At 36.9% G+C, this 19,570-nt stretch carries 17 protein-coding genes; 15 read left to right on the forward strand and 2 right to left on the reverse strand.

What is annotated here, in order from left to right; all coding sequences use genetic code 11:
* The first annotated feature begins 128 nt into the window (after positions 1–128).
* The 14 genes from FOE74_RS03645 to FOE74_RS03710 all read left to right on the forward strand — a co-directional run bounded on the left by FOE74_RS03645 (position 129) and on the right by FOE74_RS03710 (position 15,833).
* Positions 129–1,895 carry an ABC transporter ATP-binding protein gene (locus tag FOE74_RS03645; RefSeq protein WP_149097225.1) on the forward strand — a complete coding sequence of 589 codons (1,767 nt, stop codon included), beginning with the start codon at positions 129–131 and terminating at the stop codon, positions 1,893–1,895.
* A 239-nt stretch (positions 1,896–2,134) separates the two neighbouring features.
* Positions 2,135–3,220, forward strand: a complete 1,086-nt coding sequence (locus FOE74_RS03650; RefSeq protein ID WP_149097226.1) for a DegT/DnrJ/EryC1/StrS family aminotransferase — start codon at positions 2,135–2,137, stop codon at positions 3,218–3,220.
* Between the two features lie 4 nt (positions 3,221–3,224).
* Positions 3,225–3,932, forward strand: a complete 708-nt coding sequence (locus FOE74_RS03655) for a WbqC family protein (protein WP_149097227.1) — start codon at positions 3,225–3,227, stop codon at positions 3,930–3,932.
* Positions 3,929–4,501 (forward strand): acyltransferase, encoded by a 573-nt coding sequence (locus FOE74_RS03660; RefSeq protein ID WP_149097228.1) that lies wholly within the window; start codon positions 3,929–3,931, stop codon positions 4,499–4,501. The genes FOE74_RS03655 and FOE74_RS03660 overlap by 4 nt, the downstream gene beginning before the upstream one ends.
* Positions 4,491–5,462 (forward strand): glycosyltransferase family 2 protein, encoded by a 972-nt coding sequence (locus FOE74_RS03665; RefSeq protein WP_149097229.1) that lies wholly within the window; start codon positions 4,491–4,493, stop codon positions 5,460–5,462. The genes FOE74_RS03660 and FOE74_RS03665 overlap by 11 nt, the downstream gene beginning before the upstream one ends.
* 171 nt (positions 5,463–5,633) lie before the next feature.
* Positions 5,634–6,599 carry a glycosyltransferase family 2 protein gene (locus FOE74_RS03670; protein ID WP_149097230.1) on the forward strand — a complete coding sequence of 322 codons (966 nt, stop codon included), beginning with the start codon at positions 5,634–5,636 and terminating at the stop codon, positions 6,597–6,599.
* 130 nt (positions 6,600–6,729) lie between these two features.
* A complete protein-coding gene (locus tag FOE74_RS03675; protein WP_149097231.1) occupies positions 6,730–7,836 on the forward strand; it encodes a glycosyltransferase family 61 protein in 1,107 nt (368 codons plus the stop codon).
* 75 nt (positions 7,837–7,911) lie between these two features.
* The gene (locus tag FOE74_RS03680) at positions 7,912–9,066 is read left to right on the forward strand and encodes a glycosyltransferase family 61 protein (RefSeq protein WP_149097232.1); all 1,155 of its coding nucleotides are present in this window, start codon (positions 7,912–7,914) and stop codon (positions 9,064–9,066) included.
* A gap of 45 nt (positions 9,067–9,111) precedes the next feature.
* Complete coding sequence (locus FOE74_RS03685; RefSeq protein ID WP_149097233.1) at positions 9,112–9,987, forward strand: hypothetical protein; 876 nt, start codon at positions 9,112–9,114, stop codon at positions 9,985–9,987.
* 184 nt (positions 9,988–10,171) lie between these two features.
* On the forward strand, positions 10,172–11,341 hold the full coding sequence (locus FOE74_RS03690) for a glycosyltransferase family 4 protein (protein ID WP_149097234.1): 1,170 nt from the start codon (positions 10,172–10,174) through the stop codon (positions 11,339–11,341).
* Positions 11,342–11,375: 34 nt separating this feature from the next.
* Positions 11,376–12,614, forward strand: coding sequence for a glycosyltransferase (locus FOE74_RS03695; RefSeq protein ID WP_149097235.1), 1,239 nt, complete (start codon positions 11,376–11,378; stop codon positions 12,612–12,614).
* A complete protein-coding gene (locus FOE74_RS03700; protein WP_149097236.1) occupies positions 12,587–13,726 on the forward strand; it encodes a glycosyltransferase family 4 protein in 1,140 nt (379 codons plus the stop codon). Before FOE74_RS03695 ends, FOE74_RS03700 begins: the two co-directional genes overlap by 28 nt.
* A 5-nt stretch (positions 13,727–13,731) precedes the next feature.
* Entirely contained in the window at positions 13,732–14,511 is a 780-nt protein-coding gene (locus FOE74_RS03705; RefSeq protein ID WP_149097237.1) for a 2OG-Fe(II) oxygenase, read from the forward strand.
* Between the two features lie 251 nt (positions 14,512–14,762).
* A complete protein-coding gene (locus FOE74_RS03710; protein WP_149097238.1) occupies positions 14,763–15,833 on the forward strand; it encodes a glycosyltransferase family 4 protein in 1,071 nt (356 codons plus the stop codon).
* On the opposite strand, the gene FOE74_RS03715 is transcribed toward FOE74_RS03710, so the two are convergent.
* Both FOE74_RS03715 and FOE74_RS03720 read right to left on the reverse strand, forming a co-directional pair.
* Positions 15,785–17,113, reverse strand: a complete 1,329-nt coding sequence (locus FOE74_RS03715; protein ID WP_149097239.1) for a hypothetical protein — start codon at positions 17,111–17,113, stop codon at positions 15,785–15,787. The two genes, FOE74_RS03710 and FOE74_RS03715, sit on opposite strands and share 49 nt — an antisense overlap.
* Positions 17,114–17,123: 10 nt before the next feature.
* On the reverse strand, positions 17,124–18,392 hold the full coding sequence (locus tag FOE74_RS03720; protein ID WP_149097240.1) for a tetratricopeptide repeat protein: 1,269 nt from the start codon (positions 18,390–18,392) through the stop codon (positions 17,124–17,126).
* Positions 18,393–18,608: 216 nt separating this feature from the next.
* Between FOE74_RS03720 and FOE74_RS03725 the strand changes: the two genes are divergently transcribed.
* Entirely contained in the window at positions 18,609–19,523 is a 915-nt protein-coding gene (locus tag FOE74_RS03725) for an aminopeptidase (RefSeq protein WP_149097241.1), read from the forward strand.
* Positions 19,524–19,570: the final 47 nt, after the last annotated feature.

Raw genomic sequence — 19,570 nt, forward strand, 5'->3', positions numbered from 1 at the left:
GATCAATCCTACTAAAGAGAAATAGTTAAGGAAATATTATATAAATGATCTTAGCACCATATTAAGTGTTTTAAGAAGCGGGTGCCAGCTGCTGAGGTATTGCATAATTTGCCAAAAAGTTAAGGAATATGGATCAAAATATAGTTGTTAAAGCACTTAAGGGGATTAGTTATTATCTTAATAAAAGTGAAAAGCGTTATGCGTTTTTTACCTTTTTATTGTTGTTGCTAGCATCAATATTAGATGTGTTTGGGTTAGCATCTTTGGTGCCTGTAATAATGGCCGCTTCAACACCATCTTTGATATCGTCAAATAAATACTTGGCTTATGTTTATGAAGCACTTAATTTCCAAAGTGAGAAGCTTTTCTTAATATTTTTAATTGTAGGTATCTTCGTTTTTTTCTTATTGAAGAATATGTTTACCACCTGGATAAGCTATAAACAAGTAAAATTCACCTCAGAAATTGCGATTAAGATAATAAATAGACAGTTTACTAAATATTCTAATCTGCCTTTCTGGCATTTTGCAAATGAAGGCTCTGCTAAGTTGGTGAATAATGTATTGAATGTGCCCCAGTTCTTTGTGAATGGAGTAATCAGGCCAACCTTTACCTTGCTATCTGAGGTAACCATTATTCTGGTAATAATATTAGGGATACTGATATATCAACCAGTGTTATTTGTGATTCTTATAGGTGTGCTGGGGCCATCGGCAATCCTAACCTATCAATTGCTAAAGAAGCGCTCGGCTCATATAGGCTTTCAGCTAAATGCCCTTAGGCCTATTTCCTATGGTATTCTCTCCAATACCTTCAATGGTTTTGTAGAACTGAAGCTTGCGAACAAAATAGGTGATTTTAGAAACCAGTTTGTTTCTGCCCAAAAAAAGACCCAAGAGTTAGAGGCCCGATCCTACTTGTTTTCTTTGATTCCATTGAAGATTATTGAAATGGTTGCTATACTGGGCGTAGTAACTATTTTCCTATACTCCATCATAATAGAAGGATCATCAAGTTTGGTAGCTATTGTTGGCCTTTTTGCCGCAGCAGCCTATAGATTGATGCCTTCTGTTAATAGATTGCTTACCTCTATGGTAACCTTAAAGCAGAGTGAAATCGCTATTACAGAATTAATGGTCTTTGAAGAGTTTGGACAACCCTTAATAGGAAATAATTCAGATAGACCCATTAAGTTTGAAAAAGAAATTGTTTTCAAAGAACTATCTTTTTCTTTTCCAGAATCAAGAAGGTCTACTATTAATAAGATAAATTTAACGATCAAGAAAGGTGAAAAGGTAGGTATCATAGGTTCTTCCGGTTCTGGTAAAACTACCTTGATGAATATACTTTTAAGGTTTTATGTGGAGCAGAAAGGAAATATTCTGATAGACGGAGAACCCTTGACAGAAGAAAACAAGCTCTCTTGGTATGATATTGTGAGTTATGTAAAACAGGATACTTTTTTAATGGAGTCTTCCATCCAAGATAATATTACATTAGGTGATAAACATGTAGACCAAAGTAGACTTCAATATGCAATAGAGCAGGCATCTTTAAAAGGTTTTGTAGAATCATTGCCTGAAGGGGTGCATTCACTTATTGGAGAAAGAGGTGCTAAATTGTCTGGTGGTCAGAAGCAACGCATAGGCATTGCAAGGGCATTATACAAAAATACCCAAGTGTTAGTCTTGGATGAGGCTACCAGTGCTTTAGATACTAATACTGAACGTGAAGTAAGTGAGGCCATTGATCGGCTTTCTCAAACGGATATAACCATTTTTATTATTGCCCACCGAATTACCACGCTTAGGGACTGTGACAGAATCTTTGAGATGGATAAGGGAAGAATTGTTTCAGAGCGTTCTTATGAAGATGTAATAAAAGAAGTAGTTTGAAAGATTTAATTTCTGCGTTTTTTATAATAAGGAACCGTACTTTGGATTGTTGCAATAATATGTATTGTAATAATAGTATTTAAAGTTCTTTCAAATTTGAAATATTTATAATCATTATAACACCTTTAAGGAAGTTGTTTTAATAAATTATTGATGTTTAATGATTAGTTATATGACTTGTGGTAAACTAGTTAAAATGTTTTTGTAGGAGCAAAAGTGTAAAAAAAGGAGAGCATAAAATGAATATAAATGTAACAAAAGCATTTCTACCACCCATTGAAGAATATCAGAAATATATTGAGAATATCTTTAAAACAGTTTGGCTTACAAATAATGGTCCCTTGTTAAACGAGTTGGAGCTTAAACTAAAAGAGTATCTTAGTGTGCCTCATATGCTGTATTTAAGTAATGGGACTGTGGCAATTCAAATTGCTATTAAAGCATTACAATTAAAGGGAGGAATTATTACTACTCCTTTTTCTTATGTAGCTACCACATCCTCTATTGTTTGGGAACAATGCAACCCAATATTTGTGGATATAGATCCATATACATTTAATATTGATCCGGCTAAAATAGAAGCAGCTATCACTTCTACTACTACAGCTATTTTAGCGACACATGTTTTTGGTAATCCATGTGAAATAGAGGCAATTCAGACTATTGCCGATAAATACGGGTTAAAAGTAATATATGATGCTGCTCATTGTTTTGGTACAAAATATAAAGGTAAATCAGTATTCCAATATGGAGATATTAGTACCACTAGCTTCCATGCTACAAAATTATTTCATACAGTAGAAGGTGGTGCGGTATTTACAAATCAACCAAATTTGTTGAAGAAAATGGCCTTATTACGCAATTTTGGTCACACAACTCCATCTACATTTGATGGTATAGGAATCAATGCTAAGAATTCTGAACTGCATTCAGCAATGGGGTTATGTGTATTAAAATATGCTAATCAAATTATGGTTAAACGTAAAGAACAATGGAATTATTATAAAGAGAAGTTAGTCTCTCTAGAAGTACAATTTCTGTCAATAACTGAGGGTACAGATAACTATAATGCTTCATACTTTCCTGTAATATTTAAAACTGAGGAGCAACTGCTTCAATCAGTAGAGGCACTTAATTTACAGGGTATTTTTCCTCGAAGATATTTTTATCCTTCCTTGAATCAGTTGAATTACGTAAGTCCAGTAAGTTGCCCTTTCTCAGAAAGAATAGCAAAAACGGTTTTGTGTTTACCTATGTATCATGATCTTTCAATGGAAGAGCAGGATATGATTAGTAGAGTTTTATTAAGAATACAAAATAACTAGTTAAATGTCTACAGTCGCTATAATGCAGCCGTATGTTCTTCCTTACATTGGTTACTTTCAGTTAATTGCAGCAGTTGATAAGTTTATTGTTTATGATGATGTAAATTTTATTAAGAGTGGTTGGATAAATAGAAATAATATACTGGTAAATAATAATCCTTATCTTTTTACAATACCGTTAGAGAATGCAAGTAGCTTTCAACTGATAAAAGATACTAAAGTTAATATTAAATTATATTTAATATGGAAAGATAAGTTTTATAGAACCGTATCTCAAAGTTATAAAAAAGCACCATTTTTTGATGAAGTTAATCCGTTGATATGTTCAATTTTTGATAATGTAACATGTGATATTTCTAATCTTGCTGTTAATAGTCTAAAAGAGGTTTGTAAATATTTGAAGATTAATACTTCAATCCTGGAGACTTCCCAAGGATACTTGAATGCTCATATGAAAGGACAGGAAAGGGTTATAGATATATGTATGCAAGAAGGAGCTGCAAATTATATAAATCCAATTGGCGGCCTGCAATTGTACTCTAAGGAGTATTTTGAGAAACAAAAAATAAAATTAAGTTTTATTAAACCAACTGCTATAGAATATAAGCAATTTAAAGGTGAATTCGTGCCTTGGTTGTCGATCATAGATGTTCTTATGTTCAATTCCAAAGAGCAAGTGAATGTCCTAATCAATAATTATGAATTATTATGATAGGTTACTATTCGGAAGAGGAAATAAATGTGTTAGGTTTTGGAGCAGTAGGCAAAAATGTGAAAATTTCAAAGACCGCTACACTTTATAACATTCCTAATATTTATATAGGAAATAATGTTAGGATAGATAATTTCTGTGTATTAGCGATTTCAGGTACTGGCAGTTTAAGAATTGGTAATCATGTTCAAATTTCGGCATTTAATTTTATGAACGGGATGGAAGATGTAGTATTGGAGGATCTAACAACTACTGCACCTTATGTTGGGATTTTCTCATCCACAGATGATTATAGTGGTAATTCTCTAACAAATGCCACAGTTCCAAAAGAGTTTCTAGGCACGAAGTCTGCTCCAGTTATTGTGAGAAGATATAGCATAATTGGTTCGGGTAGTACTATTATGCCTGGTGTGATACTTGAAAAAGGAACAGCAGTAGCTGCACATTCTTTTGTTAATAGAAGCACAAAAGAATTTACAATTGTTGGTGGTAATCCTGCGAAATTTTTGAAAGAAAGAGAAAGAAATCTAATGAATTTAGAAAAAAACTTGGAGAATCATGAAAGTTAGTGTTTGTATGATTACATATAATCATGTGGAGTATATTGCTAAGGCAATAGAAAGTGTTATGATGCAAAAAACTGATTTTGATTTTGAATTAGTTATAGGTGAAGATTGCTCAACTGATAGAACAAGAGAAGTTTGCTTGGAATACAAAGCAAAATATCCTGACAAAATAAAGCTGAGGTTGCCGGAGAAAAATATGGGGGCTCAGCCTAACGTGATCGCTAATCTGCAGGCGTGCAAAGGTGAATACATTGCCATGCTTGAAGGTGATGATTATTGGATCGATGAAAATAAGTTGCAGAAGCAAATTGATTTCTTGAGTGAAAATCCTGATTTTATAATTTCTTGTCATTCAAAGTACAACCTACTTCCTAGTAAGAAATTAGAAATAAGAAATGAAATAAGCGAGGATAAGGAATTAACAATACTAGATTTATCAAGAAGTAATTTTATTTCAACCTTAAGCGTAGTTTATCGGAATAATCTCATTGAAAAGTTTCCTCCTTGGTTCTATAACTCATCAGTGGGTGATTACCCTCTTTTCATGTTTCTTGCAAAGTTTGGTAAGATTAAATACTTTTCACTTCCGATGGCTGTATATAGAATACATCAAGGGGGGGTATGGTCTTTTGAAGATCTAAAAACAAAGTTTGAAAAGTGGATTACTCTTTTAGATAATTTATTAATTGAGGATTTTAGTGAAGCTGTTAAAATTAATATTAAAGCCCAAAAGTTAGACGTTGTTAATGAGATTTTGACACATTGCGTACAGTATTCATTATGGAAACAATACGCTACTGTAATGAATACATACTCCCTTGAGTATAATGAGCTTAAAGATGATTGGCTGTTTGTCAAGTTTCCCAATATTATTGATGATAAAAAAAATAATCCTTTTGGTGTAATTAAAACTAAGTTAAAAAATAAGCTTACAGTAATTAAGAGCAACTTGAAGTTGATTTGAATGAACATTTATTGCTTAAAGTTTTCCGCATATCATACTGCATCTTAATCCTGCAGTTTTGCGCTAATTCCATGGAAGTAGTCTTTAAACGCTAAGCAGATCTTTGATTTATAAAATTTCCAACGGTTGTAATTGGTAATTAAATAGTTTTTATGTTCTTATTGGATTTCAATGAGTAAAATTAAAGTTGCACAAAGTAATTATCCGTTGGTGAGTGTGGTGATGTGTGCTTATAATACACGTTCCTTCATTGAAAATGCCGTTAATTCAATCTTAAAACAAACTTATTTAAATTTTGAATTAATAATTAGTGATGATGGATCAACTGATGGAACCAGGGAATGGCTTAGTACATTAAAAGATCATCCTAAAGTTCGGTTATTCTTGCAAGAACGCAATATGGGATATGTGGCAAATAAAAATTTTGCTATTTCTCAAGCAAAAGGTGAATTTATAACTCAAAACGATAGTGATGATGTGTCTTGCTTTTCTCGTCTAGAAAAGCAAGTTCAAGTTTGTTTGAAAAATCCTAAAATAAAAATTGTGGCCTCAGGCTATAATAAAATAGATTCTAGGGGAAACATTTTTGCTACAATTGCTCCGAGTGCTGATATTTTATATAAAGGATATTCTGGGGAGCCTTATGAATTTTGGTTCCCGCCATTGATGGTTCACAAGGATGTATACAAGGAAAAGGGATTGTTTACTAACTACTTTTCTGGAATGGGTGACGATTTATATTGGACAGTTAAGGCAAATGAAAATTTTGATATATTCTGTCTAAGAGATGCTTTATATTCTTACAGAGATAATCCTGATTCAATTACTAATGTGTTAGATAATACTCGTAAATTGATAGTAATTGAAATGCTTAATAAAGTTTTAAAACAAAGAAGTTTATCAGGGACTGATTGGTTGGAGCAAAAAAACTTTACTGCACTAGAAGCTATGGAAGTTTCCCTTCTTAAAAACAAGAGGTTTATGGCTGATCAATATAGGGTTTGGGCTGCAAAATCCATTGATAAAAGAGATAGAAAGCAAGCTTTGAGTTTATTGGGGAAATGTTTTAAACTAAATCCTTTTTATCTAAAGAACTTCTCTACTTTAGGTTATTTTATTCGAACATTTATTGTTTAATGAGAAAGTTCGTTTAGGAGTGTTATGTTCTTTTAGTATTTGTTCTCTTTGGTTTAGTTTCTTTAATAAGTCTGCATTCAGTGTATTGGTTTTTGTCTATGTATAGTTTCAAATCTTTACTTTTATCTTAGTGTTTGATATTAAAAGGATCTTTAGGGCTGTTCTATGGCGGACTGGTTTAGGGGAACTAATAGCAAAATCATTTTGGAAGAAAGTTGAGACAGATGATGATATAGTTTTTCTATATAAAAACAGCAAATATGTTTTTAATAAAATTTCTATACGATTTGATTTTCCTGAATATAATGGATACCTGTTAGAAGATACCAATAAATGGGCTAAACAAGAAGAGTTTGTTTTGTTGGTAAAGGATGCGTTTGTTGAACCCGAACGTGGTATAGCTATCAAGTACCCTAATAAAGTGATTCTTCAAACTACAATAATAGATAGCCAGTTTCCTTACATTCTACCATATCTTTTAAACCGTTATAATGCTGTAAAAATAGACAGTGCTGTTTTATATGATGGATACGCAACTAAAAATTACTACCATCATCTACTGAACGGTGTCAACAGCATCCATATGCTTGAAAAGGTGGATCTGCCAAACAACATTCCCTTCCTCATTACTAGGTCTTGTTTCGAGCATAAATATTTCCAGTACCTGTACAGAAGGAGCGGTAAGTTCAGAGGCCTCAATTGGTTGGTGCAGGAGCCTGATGAGTGGTATAAGGTAGAAAAGCTTTACCGGCTCCAGTGTGTGCACTTCGACAAAGAGCCATGGTTGAAGACACGGCAGCTATACAACCTTCCGCCCAGGAAATGTTTCCGGAAGGTCTTCCTGAGCCGCGATGCAAAGAGGTTCGGGCGGGGCCTTGCCAATGAGGAGGAGGTGTCGAGAATGCTGGCTTCCTATGGTTTTGAAACGGTTTACGCAGAGAATCTGACCATGGAGGAGCAGACGGAGCTTTTCCAGACGACAAAGTACTTGGTTGCCTTGCATGGCGCGGGTCTGGTGCAGGAACTGTTTATGGACCATGAGAACGCTCACATCATTGAGGTTATGCCCCAGGATTACATGCTAGGTTTGTATTATTGGTTGGCTTACACGTTAGGGATAAAGTACTATGATGTGGTGATAGGGGGGGCATTACAAGGAGGAGAGGCTTTTTATCTAGAGATTGATCTTCTTGAGAAGGCTGTTATTAAAATGTTAAATACCCGAGTTTACTCATAATTGATTTAGTTGAGGATTGATTAGAAAAGTTTGATTTAATCATCAGTATTCATCATGAAGTAATGCCAACAGAATATGTATTTGTTTTTTGACAGGCTCCTTAAAGGAGTTAATAGGAGACTTGGTTATTTATATTGGACAAGGATCAATGCCGGAAATAGTATTCAATACTTGTATAAAAAAAGCAAAAGGGTTTTTGATGACTTACCTATTGCTTTTAAGAATAATACATATTCTGGGTCAATTGGTTTGGATAGTAAGAAGTGTTCCTTGCAAGAAGAATATGTTGTAGAGATAAATGATGTATTTGTTGAACCAAGCAGGGGTTTAGGAATTGTAGGAATCAATAAAGTTGTGGATCAAACTGCATTATGGCCTGGACCACAACTCCCTTATGTTATACCTTATATTACCAACAGGTGGAATGCAAAAAAAATAAAACAAGCTATAGCCTATGATGCCTATGTATCCCAAAACTACTACCATCATCTACTGAACGGTGTCAACAGCATCCATATGCTTGAAAAGGTGGATCTGCCAAACAACATTCCCTTCCTGGTTAGTAGACGGGTTTTCGAGCATAAATATTTCCAGTACCTGTACAGAAGGAGCGATAAGTTCAGAGGCCTCAATTGGTTGGTGCAGGAGCCTGATGAGTGGTATAAGGTAGAAAAGCTTTACCGGCTCCAGTGTGTGCACTTCGACAAAGAGCCATGGTTGAAGACACGGCAGCTATACAACCTTCCGCCCAGGAAATGTTTCCGGAAGGTCTTCCTGAGCCGCGATGCAAAGAGGTTCGGGCGGGGCCTTGCCAATGAGGAGGAGGTGTCGAGAATGCTGGCTTCCTATGGTTTTGAAACGGTTTACGCAGAGAATCTGACCATGGAGGAGCAGACGGAGCTTTTCCAGACGACAAAGTACTTGGTTGCCTTGCATGGCGCGGGTCTGGTGCAGGAACTGTTTATGGACCATGAGAACGCTCACATCATTGAGGTTATGCCCCAGGATTACATGCCTAGCTTTTATTATTGGTTGGCTTACACGTTAGGGGTGAAGTATTATGATGTGGTGATAGGGGGGGGGTTAAACAAAGAGAACTGCTACCATCTGGATCTAGCTGTTTTGCAGGAGGCTGTAGACAAGATGCTTTTCTTTGAATCTGAGTATAAGATGTATGGGAACTTTCTGATGAAGTCTCCATTGAAAAATGATGGTCTCTTTCCCAAGTAATTTGGCCAAAGATTTTCAGTAGCCTTCAATTAATTTTGTGACATTGTGGAGATTTATATAGGAAATAAAAAATCGGTTTTAGAGGATTCTGGGTTAGCTGAGAAGGATTATTTGTTTAAAGTAATTCAGGCTTTCCAAAGACAATTAGTTGATCCATCTGAATACTCATATGTTTTTATAAATGGATACGAGGGTGAAGCTTTGAACAAAGATCTAATTGATAGAAATACGATACTTCTTATTTTTGATGAACAATGCCACGATTATTCTTTTCTTATTAATAGATCTAAGGTATCTTTTCAAGCATATATTTCTGAAAATGAGTTGAAAGCTTCTAATCATTTTTGTATACCATTAGGATATAACTATTCTTTTCGTGAAAGTAAAGTTAAAAAAATCTCTGAAAGAAGTATTAATGTGTTTTTTAGCGGCAATTTACATAAGGGAAGAAGTGATTTCTTTAGCTGGCTTTTAGGTTTCAAACTCCCATTATTTGTGCAACATCGGCTAAGAAAGCTGCTAAACCTTACGTTTGACCATAAATTCCCATCTAGTTATATAAGGTTTACATCAGGTTTTAATTCTGGATTAAGCAGTAAGGAATATAGTTCTATCGTTGCAGATAGCAAAATTGTCCTTTGCCCTGGAGGTAGTGTTTCTGTTGAAAGCTTTAGGTTGTATGAGGCAATGCGGCAAGGGTGTGTCATTATTTCAGAGGTTCTTCCTGAAAGGAAGTTGTTCAATCAGTGCCCAATTATTGAAATACCAGATTGGGGAGTAGTAACTTCAATTGTAGAGAATTTATTATCAGATACCAAAAAGATGGAGCAACTTTCAATGGCTGTGAAGGATTGGTATGATAATAGCGTTAGTCCTGAAGCTATAGGGCGATATATATATCATACAGTTAAGCAAGCTTAATGTAAAGACTTATTTACCTTCACCTATCGTATAGAATACGTATAAGTCTATGATAATTTAATTGTTTCGCTTGGTGTAGATTAAAGACGCATGTAAAATCGATTGTTTTGGTGGATATAGTTAAGAAATATCAATAGATTGGTTGTGGTTTGTAGTTTTTAATTGATAATTGAAGTTGTTTTTGATGAGAGTTCTTTTAGTTTCTGAGACATTGCATGCAGGTGGTGCAGAGACATTTGTGTTGAGGTTGTGCCGAAAGTTAAACGAAGTGGGAATTGCTTGTGATATCCTGAACCTTAATCCTGATATTGAAAACCCAAATTTACTTGATTATTATAAAGACTTAACTATTAAAAGGGTCCCCCTGCCGTTTTTGAAGTGGATCAAAAGGTTGGATAACTTATTGCGAGTTTTGTCCGTTGATTTTTCGTTGCAGACGTTTCTAACCAAAAAGTGGATTGAGAGAAAGGTTATAAGTAATTATAGTGTATTTCATACACATTTAATTAAGGTCGATTATTTGTTTTCTCTTATAAAGGAAGAATATCCTGACTTAAAAGTAGTTTCTACTGTTCATGGAGATTATTCAGATTATTATAATAAAGCTAAAGAAGGCCAAGATATAAGATGGTTGAATTTATTTAAAAAAGTAGGTTTTATAAAGGAGCGGATAAATAAATGGGTGGTTATTTCAGATGAGCAGTTAGATTTTTTTAGTAATGAATTAAAACTTCCTTCCTCTAAGGTTGTTAAATTATATAATGGATTTTCCGCTAATTTTTCTAATAAATCAGCACCTATTCAAAATAAAGTGTTCACTATTGGGATGGTGTCTAGAGGAGTGAAATTAAAAGGCTGGTCAGTTTTGGTAGAAGCTTTTTTAAAGATGCCACAAGATTGCCAATTGAACTTAGTAGGGGTAGGTGATTATATTGATAAACTAAAGGAACAATATGAAAGGCATCCTAGAATTAATTTTGTTGGTTTTCATCCCAATCCTGTGGATGAAATAGTTAAACTTGACGTTTTTGTTTTACCGTCTCTTTTCCCCTATGAATCTTTGCCAACTGTGATAATTGAAGCTTTGTATTGTGGAAAGCCCGTTATAGCTACAAGAGTTGGTGAGATTCCGTCAATGGTATTTGATCCTTCTTCAAAAGAAGATGCCGGATTTTTGCTTGATTTTGATGGATCTAGCCTTAGTGTTGATCAGCTCTATGATTACCTCATGGCTTATTATTCAAATAGAAATCTATTGTTAGCACATAGTGCGTTAGCTAAAAAAGCATTTCAAAAATTTGATATGAATAATTGTGTTAATAATTATGTGCAGATTTATTCAAATCTTTCATAATTAGTGAGCCATATTTAGTGTTTATTTAAATGTGATGAGTCAAGAAAAGAAAAAAAATATTTTACTCTTAATTCCAAATGTTGGGTTTGGTGGAGCAGAGCGTGTTTTCAATGATCATAGTATTGCATTTGGGAAAAAGTATAATGTCATTGAGTGCGTTTTTAACACAGATGGGAAAAAAGCTTATAGCTCAGGAAATAAACTTATTAATTTAGATGTGCCTGGTGGTGGGTCTCTTTTTGAAAAAGTGAAAAACTTTATTGTACGTTGCCAAAAACTTAAAAAGGTAAAGAGGCAATATGAGGTAGATATTTGTATTAGCCATTTAGAAGGAGCTGATTATATTAATTTATTAAGTAAAGGTGCTGAAAAAGTAATTTTATGCATACATGGTTCTAAGCTGCATGATAAAAATATTACTGGTGCGTTTGGTTTTATGCGTAAAAAAATATTGATGCCTTCACTTTACAATCGCGCAGATAAAATTGTGACTGTTAGTCGAGATATTAATCCTGAGTTAATTTATGAGTTTAGAGTAAAGAGTGATAAAGTTATAACAATAAATAACTTTTTTAATATTGAAGAAATTCAATCCAAAGCCTCTGAACCTTTAGAGCCCACTTATTCTGAATTGTTTCAGAGAGGTGATATTTTAATAACCTCTGGTCGCTTGGCAACTCAAAAGAACCAAAAACCAATATTTTCTATTCTTTCTGAGGTTAAGAAGTATAAACCTGAATCTAAGTTAATCATTATTGGCGATGGAGAGTTAAGAACTGATTTAGTTGAAGAAGGAAAACGATGTGGATTAAATTTATACCAAGCTTGGAATAATGATCTCTTTAATAATAGTTATGATGTTTATTTTTTAGGATATCAGGCAAATCCATTCAAATATTTAAGTAAAGCATCTGCGTTTGTATTTCCATCAGCTTGGGAGGGATTTCCAATGGCCCTATGTGAAGCTATGATTTGTGGTTTACCAGTTATATCTGCTGATTGTCCCACTGGGCCTAGGGAAATTCTGTCTCCTCTTTTTCAGCCGGAGCATCCAATTAGAAATGCTGAGTTTTCTGAATATGGAGTATTGATGCCAATGTTATCTTCCTCAGATATTACTGAGGCCAAAGCTGTTTGGGTTGATACATTAATTAAAATCTTAGATAATTCAAGCCTAAGAGTATCTTACTCTAGAAAAGGTATTGAAAGAACTTCTGCTTTAGCGCCAGATAAAATAATACACAAATGGGAAGAAGTTATAGAAAATGTATAATAATTGTTGATAATGCAATTGCAATAACGGGAGCATTAAAAGCTAGCGTTGCATCTAGTTTGGAGCTTCGGGATAGGTTTAATTTTATTTACGTTTTACCATCAGGTTCAACATCTGCGTCTTTAATAAAAGAGGCAGGGTTTGCTATCTATTTCCTTCCTTTCGTTGAAATAAGTCGTAGACCAATAGACTTGCTCAGATATTTACCTCAGTTGTTTATTAATAGTCTAAGACTGAATAAAATTTTAAAGAAGGAGGGAGCATCCATACTGCATATGAATGATTTTTTTAATATGACAGGGGTATTGAGTCGTTTATTGGGTAATAATGCTGCTTTAGTAACACATGTGCGTAGAATGCCTTTCTCTTTTCCAAGGCCATTTGGGGGTGTTTGGACTAGACTGAATAAGAAGTTCTCAGATAAAATCATTTGTGTTTCCCAAGCTGTTTTGAATCACTTTGAAAATGAACCAAAAGCAATTTTAGTTTATGACAGAGCATTGGTTGAAGAAAAGTTACCTGCTAAAGTAGTTGACCATATAAATCAACCTCAGGAAATTAAATTCTTGTATCTTAGTAACTACATACAAGGCAAAGGACAGGATAAATGTTTAAAAGCTTTTATTAGCTGTTTTAAAAAAAATAATAGGATCAGGTTAAAGTTTGTGGGGGGAGATATGGGGTTGAAAAAAAATCAAGAGTTTAAAAAGTCATTAGAGGAAACGGTACATCAGAATCGTTTGGAGCAGATAGTAACTTTTTGTGACTTTACATATGATATTGAAAAAGAAATCAAAGATGCTGATGTAATGCTCAACTTTTCTGAGTCAGAATCGTTCTCATTGACTTGTTTTGAATCTCTATACTTTGGCACACCTTTGATCGCCACAGATTGTGGTGGGCCAGCAGAGCTTTTTGAAAATGGGGTCTCTGGTATTCTAGTCCCAGTTAATGATGTCAGTGCCATGGAAAAGGCTATTCTTCATCTTGCCGATTCTCCTGCCAAATTGGCTACTTTTGCTTCCGAAGCAAAACAGTATGTTAGGCAGAAGTTTGACAAAGTAAACACTACTCAAAAATTAGGAACTATTTATCAAAGTATTTCAAGATAACATTTATGGAACTGATTGACTTTAAAATCTTAGAGGAAAACAAAGATGTATTGTATACGCAATGGCATAACCCTCAAAAGCCTTTTCATTATTTGGTATATGATAATTTCTTCCACATTCAAGCTGCTGAAAAAATTTTGGCAGCTTATCCTGATGTAATAACTGGGAATTGGAATGGTACAACTTATGTGAATCAAAAAAATAAGTTTACCATGACTAAGTTTGGGGAAGATATGCCACTTATGCAACAAGTATTTGCCGAACTGAACGGTAAAAAGTTTTTAAACTTTCTTGAGTCTGTAACTGGTGTGGGTAATTTACTCGCAGATGAAGACCTTTTTGGGGGGGGGCTGCACCAATCTACCAATGGAGCCTTTTTAGATGTGCATGTCGATTTTAACATTCATGATAAGACGAAATATCACCGTAGAATGAATGCAATTGTCTACATGAACAAAGATTGGAAAAAAGACTATAATGGCTATCTAGAGCTTTGGGATATGCAAAAGAAAAAGCAACTTGAGTACATTGAACCTCTATTCAATAGATTGGTTATCTTTGAAACGAATGAGGTGTCTTTTCATGGACATCCTAAACCTCTTAATACCCCTCCGCATCTTTCTAGAAAATCTATGGCTGTATATTACTATACGAAAGATAGGCCTGCTCATGAGATTGCAGAAGAGCATAACACTATTTATGTAAATACTGAAGGTGCTGGAGGTTTACTTAAAAATTTGAAGTCTGGTCTTAAGGCTGCTGTGGAAAGAACGATTAAGAAGTAGAACTCTCAAAAACGGAAAGGGCCTATGCCCTTTCCGTTTTTTAATGTGGTAAAAAATAAATTTAGAACTTTTAAGGAGTAGACAATCGTTCACTATGTTTTACAGAGGCTTGGCTGTAAGAGGTTGCTTTTTATGTGGCATTGGTGATGAAAGCCAAGATTAAACGTAAAGATTAAGACATACTTAAAGATAAGTTCTTCAGGTAATGTTTTGGAGAAGCTTTAACGTTAATTCTAAAGACAATTTTCATATTGGAACAGAATATTTTATTTGTTGTCCCTTATCCTTCTCATAAAGCGCCTTCGCAGCGGTTTAGGTTTGAGCAGTATCTAGATATATTAAATGATGCAGGTTATACGTATGATACTGCTCCTTTTCTTGATGCTTCAACTTGGGATATTCTCTATAAACCCGGACATACTCTGCCTAAGGTCTCAGGCATTGTCAAGGGCTTTCTTCGTCGCCTTATTCTATTGTTTAAGATACAAAAGTATAAATTCATCTTTATACACCGCGAAGCTACCCCCATAGGTCTTCCCTGGTTTGAGTGGATTGTTGCCAAGGTTCTGAAAAAGAAAATAATATATGATTTTGATGATGCCATTTGGATGCCGAATACTTCAGAAGCTAATAAGATAGTGGCAGGTTTGAAATGGCACCATAAAGTGGGGCAGATCTGTCAATGGGCATATAAAGTGAGTTGTGGCAACACTTACTTGCAGACATATGCTAGAAAGTTCAATTCAGAATCATTTGTAATTCCAACTACTATTGATACTGTTGGGCATCATAATAGGTTAAAAGAGCAGGAAAATGAACCTGTAGTCATAGGCTGGACAGGTACACATTCTACCATGAAATATCTTGAAACGATTGTTCCAGTATTAAAAAAGCTTGAGGAAAAGTATTCTTTTTTGTTTTTGGTGATATCAAACAAAGAGCCGGTGTTTCAGTTAAAGTCTTTACGTTATTTACCTTGGAACAAAGATTCAGAAATTGAGGATTTGCTGAGAATGAATATTGGGGTGATGCCTTTGGTGGATGACCAATGGGCCAAAGGCAAGTGTGCCTTTAAGGCCCTCCAATACATGGCTTTAGGTATACCTGCCCTTGTATCACCGGTTGGGATGAATACAGAAGTGGTAGACCATGGGATCAATGGCTTTATTTGTGATGAGCCTAGCCAATGGTATTCAGCGCTAGAAGAATTATTGGTTAATTCCTCTAGAAGGATTGAACTAGGTAAAGAAGCAAGAATGAAAATAGAAAGTACTTATGCGGTTACTGCTAATCGCCTTAACTTTCTTGGTCTCTTTAGGTGAGCTTGCATCATGTACAAAGCAGCAAGGTAAAAGGGCATTAATGGAATTTTGTAACGTACTAGAGTCCCAAAGTTACCACTATTGGTACCCACCCCAAATGCAAAGACTAATGAGAAGATTATGCAAAATGTAAGTATAGGTTTTGAACTTATCAGCTGAACTGTCTTCCAGAAGCCTGTCCTGAAGATTATACGCAGCGTCAAGAAAATAAACATACTGGCCTCAAGTGCTGATAATAGCATAATGGGGTTTCTCACCTCCCACAAGAATGGGCGGTACAATGCCACAATAATGGCTTGTGGGGCTACCGTAATCATGCTACCAATGCTTCCATCAAAAGTGCCTATGTTATAAGCAGAGCCTGAGCTTACATATTCACTAAGGTATTCACTGTTTATTTTGGTGCGTTCTCCAATTTTCTCAATATCATATCTTTCGTCTCCTGCCGTCAACGTAGTAGCTCCTATATAGGCAACTAACAACCCAAAGACAATGAATACTGGTTTTGCAATGGTACGTATTAGTTTATTCTTTATTCGATTGTTATTCTCAAGGAATATCCAGAATAGGGCGGGAGGTAAAAAAGAAAGTAAAATATATACTTTCACTGATAAAAGCAGGTAAGTTGCTAGTATGGTAAGGGTTATAGAACTGAATAACTTTTTCTTTTCAATAAAGGACATATAGAATCCATAGAATAATAAACCTAGCGCCCCTATTGTGACAGAATCTTTCATAAAGCCTGATCCCCAAAAGAATACAGAAGGAAGAAAGAAGCACGGTATTGCCAATTGCTTATACAAGGCTGGGTATATTTTCAAAAAGGTTGTGTATAAAGCCCAAATACCTGCAAAGCTGGAGGTGGCAAAGAATATGGCAATAACACTATAGGTGTTCAAGCCTATTATGCCAAAAAGTGCTCCTATTTTAATGATGATAAACTCTGTTGGCGACTGGTACCAATAAATTTTAGAGGTGTATTGAATTGTTTCAGGATCATACTCTCCATTTGAGAGAAGGATTTTGATCCCAATACTTGGGTTGTCATAAAAGGCCTGTGTTACAATTTTACTGCTATTATAGTAATTGAAAGTGTCGCCGCCTCCGTAATAGAATTGATATATTAGCCCAAGTGAAAGTGCTCCAATAATTTTTAATGTTAATGCTGGGATAAAGTACTTCCTAGTTTGCTTATTGGTGAATTTAGATCTTAGTCCATATGCAATTGCATAAATGATGATCAAAAATATAGGGGTGAGAAATAAATCCTTTAATTCCATTGTGGTATGTTTACTTCACCTTCCGGTTCTTTCTCAAATATGCTTTCGCCTCTTTGGCTGAATCTGTCTTAGCATCAGCCAGCTTCATCACCACCTCATAGTACTGCTTGGCCTGCCGCACGTTCTTCTCCTTGTCACTGATTCTAGCCAGGTTGACGAAGGAAGAGATGTAATACCCGGACTCCTGTTCATTGATCTGTTCGGCAAAGGTAATGCATTGCTGGTAATAGGCCTTTGCCTTGGCATAATCCCGGTTGCGGTACTGGTTGATATACCCCAGATAGAAACTGGCGTAGCGGCCGCTGATGGCTTCATAACCGAATACCTTGCGGTTGATCTTGTCCAGAATCTGCGTGGAAAGCTGCTCGGCTACCGGGAAGTTGCCCTCGGTGAAGGCCATGCGGGCGTAGAAGCGCTGGAAATAGGGGTTGTCTGGGTAAGTGCTGGCCAGGTATTGGGACAAGGACATGGCCGAGGCTCCGTTTTTGGCGTCATTTGCGTAAATCTTCATCAAAAAGAACTTCGCCTCGGTGCCAGTGTAAAAGCCGTTGAAGGCCACTTGCTGCAGCTGTTTCAACCCCAGGTTCTTGTTCCCCTTGGGGAAGAAGTAGAGGATGGGGCGCAGCAAGGGGTAGTTCTCGTGGATCCAGATGGAGTAGTAGTTGAAGAGCGCCTCGCCAAACAGGAACTCGTCGCTGAGGCCGTTAGCTTTCTTGCTTTTCTGCAGGTAGTCCAGGGCCCGGTTGCTCATGATGGCTGCCTTGCGCCAGTTCTTGCGTTCCGCGTGCAGGCGGGCCCCAAACCCGTTGGCCGCTGAGAGGAAGAAGGCCGCCTCTAGGTTTTTGTTGTCCTTGTCATACAGGTTCTCCGCCAGCGTAATGGTGGTATCCATGTAGGCCAGAAAGTAATTGTCGTAGCGGGTGTCGGTGATGTTGGAGGGCACCATCTTCCACCATTGGCTCAGGCCTATCAGGAAATAAGGCATGGGGTGTTTGGGGTACCTTCGGCGTAGGGATCTGAACTGTTTTTCGGCGGTCTCGAACTTGAAGTTGTACATGTTGTCTACCGCACCGCCCAGCTCGTTCATGATGCTCTCGTTCAGCAACAGCCAGCCTTTGATGTCCAGGGCCTGGGGCAACACATCTACGGAGTCCAGGAGAATAGTGGCCTGCAGCGAATCCAGAAGTTTCTGGTCAATCTGTTTGGTGGAATCAGGTACCTGCGCCTGCGCCTGCAAGAAGGGGAAGAGGAAAAGGAAGAAGAAAAGGATCTTTTTCATTAATTTTTCAAAACTGCCAAAACACTCCTGTACGCACAAAGGCCTAAGGTACTGGGTGGTAAAAAGAGAGCCGACCCCACAACATGCGTCTGCCTCAGTAGGTTTCAATTTGCGTAAAACTACGGAGGTCGCTTTTGCCTTGTTTTCTCAAAAGTACTGCCAAAACGTGCTTAATCGCTACAAGGAAAACCATTACTTTTGAAAAAACGCACAACTATGGAATTATTGCGCCAACTCTGCCAGGTTCATGCCCCTTCTGGCAATGAGGTAAAGATGAAAGAATTTCTGCTGGCCTACGTGCAGGAAAAGCAGGACTCCTGGAAAACAAAACCGCAGATCATCCAGGGCGAAGGCTTTCAGGATTGCCTGCTTCTGGTCTTCGGGAAACCCCGCACGGTGATTTTTGCGCATATGGACTCCATTGGGTTCATGGTGCGGTATGGCCGGCAGCTCATCAAGATAGGAGGGCCTGGGCTGGAAACGGGCTTTGAATTGGTGGGGGAAGACAGCCAGGGAAAAATCTCTTGTACGCTGGTAGTGGATGAGGAAGAACAGGAGCTCCACTATGACTTTGGGCGGGAGATTGAGCGGGGCACGGAACTGGTGTTCAAGTGCGATTTCAGGGAGACCGAGGAAACCGTGCAAAGCTGCTACCTGGACAACCGCCTGGGAGTCTGGAACGCGCTGCAGGTGGCCGAGACGCTGGAGGATGGCATTATTGCCTTTGGTTGCTGGGAAGAGACAGGCGGCGGGTCAGTGGGCTACCTGGCTAAGTACATACATGAGACCTACGGCATCACCCAGGCGCTCATCTCAGACATCACCTGGGTAACTGAAGGCGTGTTGACCGGGGAGGGCGTGGCGATCTCCCTCAGAGATTCATTGATCCCGCGCCGGAGTTTTGTGCGGAAGATCATCAAACTGGCGCAAGAATCTGAAATTCCCTTCCAGGTAGAGGTGGAGAGCGCCGGAGGCTCAGACGGCAAGGAACTCCACTACGGCAACATCCCCTGGGATTGGTGTTTCATAGGGGCACCCGAAGATAATGTCCATACCCCGGATGAAGTCGTGCACAAAGATGACATTTACGCTATGGTGGCGCTGTATAAACTCCTGATGCAGAAACTGTAAAAGAAGCAGCATAGAGTATAAGGTATATTTGTTTTTTAGGCCAGAAA

This window comes from Rufibacter glacialis (assembly GCF_008271745.1).
In the GTDB taxonomy this organism is placed as follows: Bacteria; Bacteroidota; Bacteroidia; order Cytophagales; family Hymenobacteraceae; genus Nibribacter; species Nibribacter glacialis.

Coding starts and splice junctions, on each gene's coding strand:
- FOE74_RS03645 (WP_149097225.1), top strand. CDS start 129: ATGGATCAAAATATAGTTGTTAAAGCACTTAAGGGGATTAGTTATTAT.
- FOE74_RS03650 (WP_149097226.1), top strand. CDS start 2,135: ATGAATATAAATGTAACAAAAGCATTTCTACCACCCATTGAAGAATAT.
- FOE74_RS03655 (WP_149097227.1), top strand. CDS start 3,225: ATGTCTACAGTCGCTATAATGCAGCCGTATGTTCTTCCTTACATTGGT.
- FOE74_RS03660 (WP_149097228.1), top strand. CDS start 3,929: ATGATAGGTTACTATTCGGAAGAGGAAATAAATGTGTTAGGTTTTGGA.
- FOE74_RS03665 (WP_149097229.1), top strand. CDS start 4,491: ATGAAAGTTAGTGTTTGTATGATTACATATAATCATGTGGAGTATATT.
- FOE74_RS03670 (WP_149097230.1), top strand. CDS start 5,634: ATGAGTAAAATTAAAGTTGCACAAAGTAATTATCCGTTGGTGAGTGTG.
- FOE74_RS03680 (WP_149097232.1), top strand. CDS start 7,912: ATGTATTTGTTTTTTGACAGGCTCCTTAAAGGAGTTAATAGGAGACTT.
- FOE74_RS03690 (WP_149097234.1), top strand. CDS start 10,172: ATGAGAGTTCTTTTAGTTTCTGAGACATTGCATGCAGGTGGTGCAGAG.
- FOE74_RS03695 (WP_149097235.1), top strand. CDS start 11,376: ATGAGTCAAGAAAAGAAAAAAAATATTTTACTCTTAATTCCAAATGTT.
- FOE74_RS03700 (WP_149097236.1), top strand. CDS start 12,587: ATGGGAAGAAGTTATAGAAAATGTATAATAATTGTTGATAATGCAATT.
- FOE74_RS03705 (WP_149097237.1), top strand. CDS start 13,732: ATGGAACTGATTGACTTTAAAATCTTAGAGGAAAACAAAGATGTATTG.
- FOE74_RS03715 (WP_149097239.1), bottom strand. CDS start 17,113: ATGGAATTAAAGGATTTATTTCTCACCCCTATATTTTTGATCATCATT.
- FOE74_RS03720 (WP_149097240.1), bottom strand. CDS start 18,392: ATGAAAAAGATCCTTTTCTTCTTCCTTTTCCTCTTCCCCTTCTTGCAG.
- FOE74_RS03725 (WP_149097241.1), top strand. CDS start 18,609: ATGGAATTATTGCGCCAACTCTGCCAGGTTCATGCCCCTTCTGGCAAT.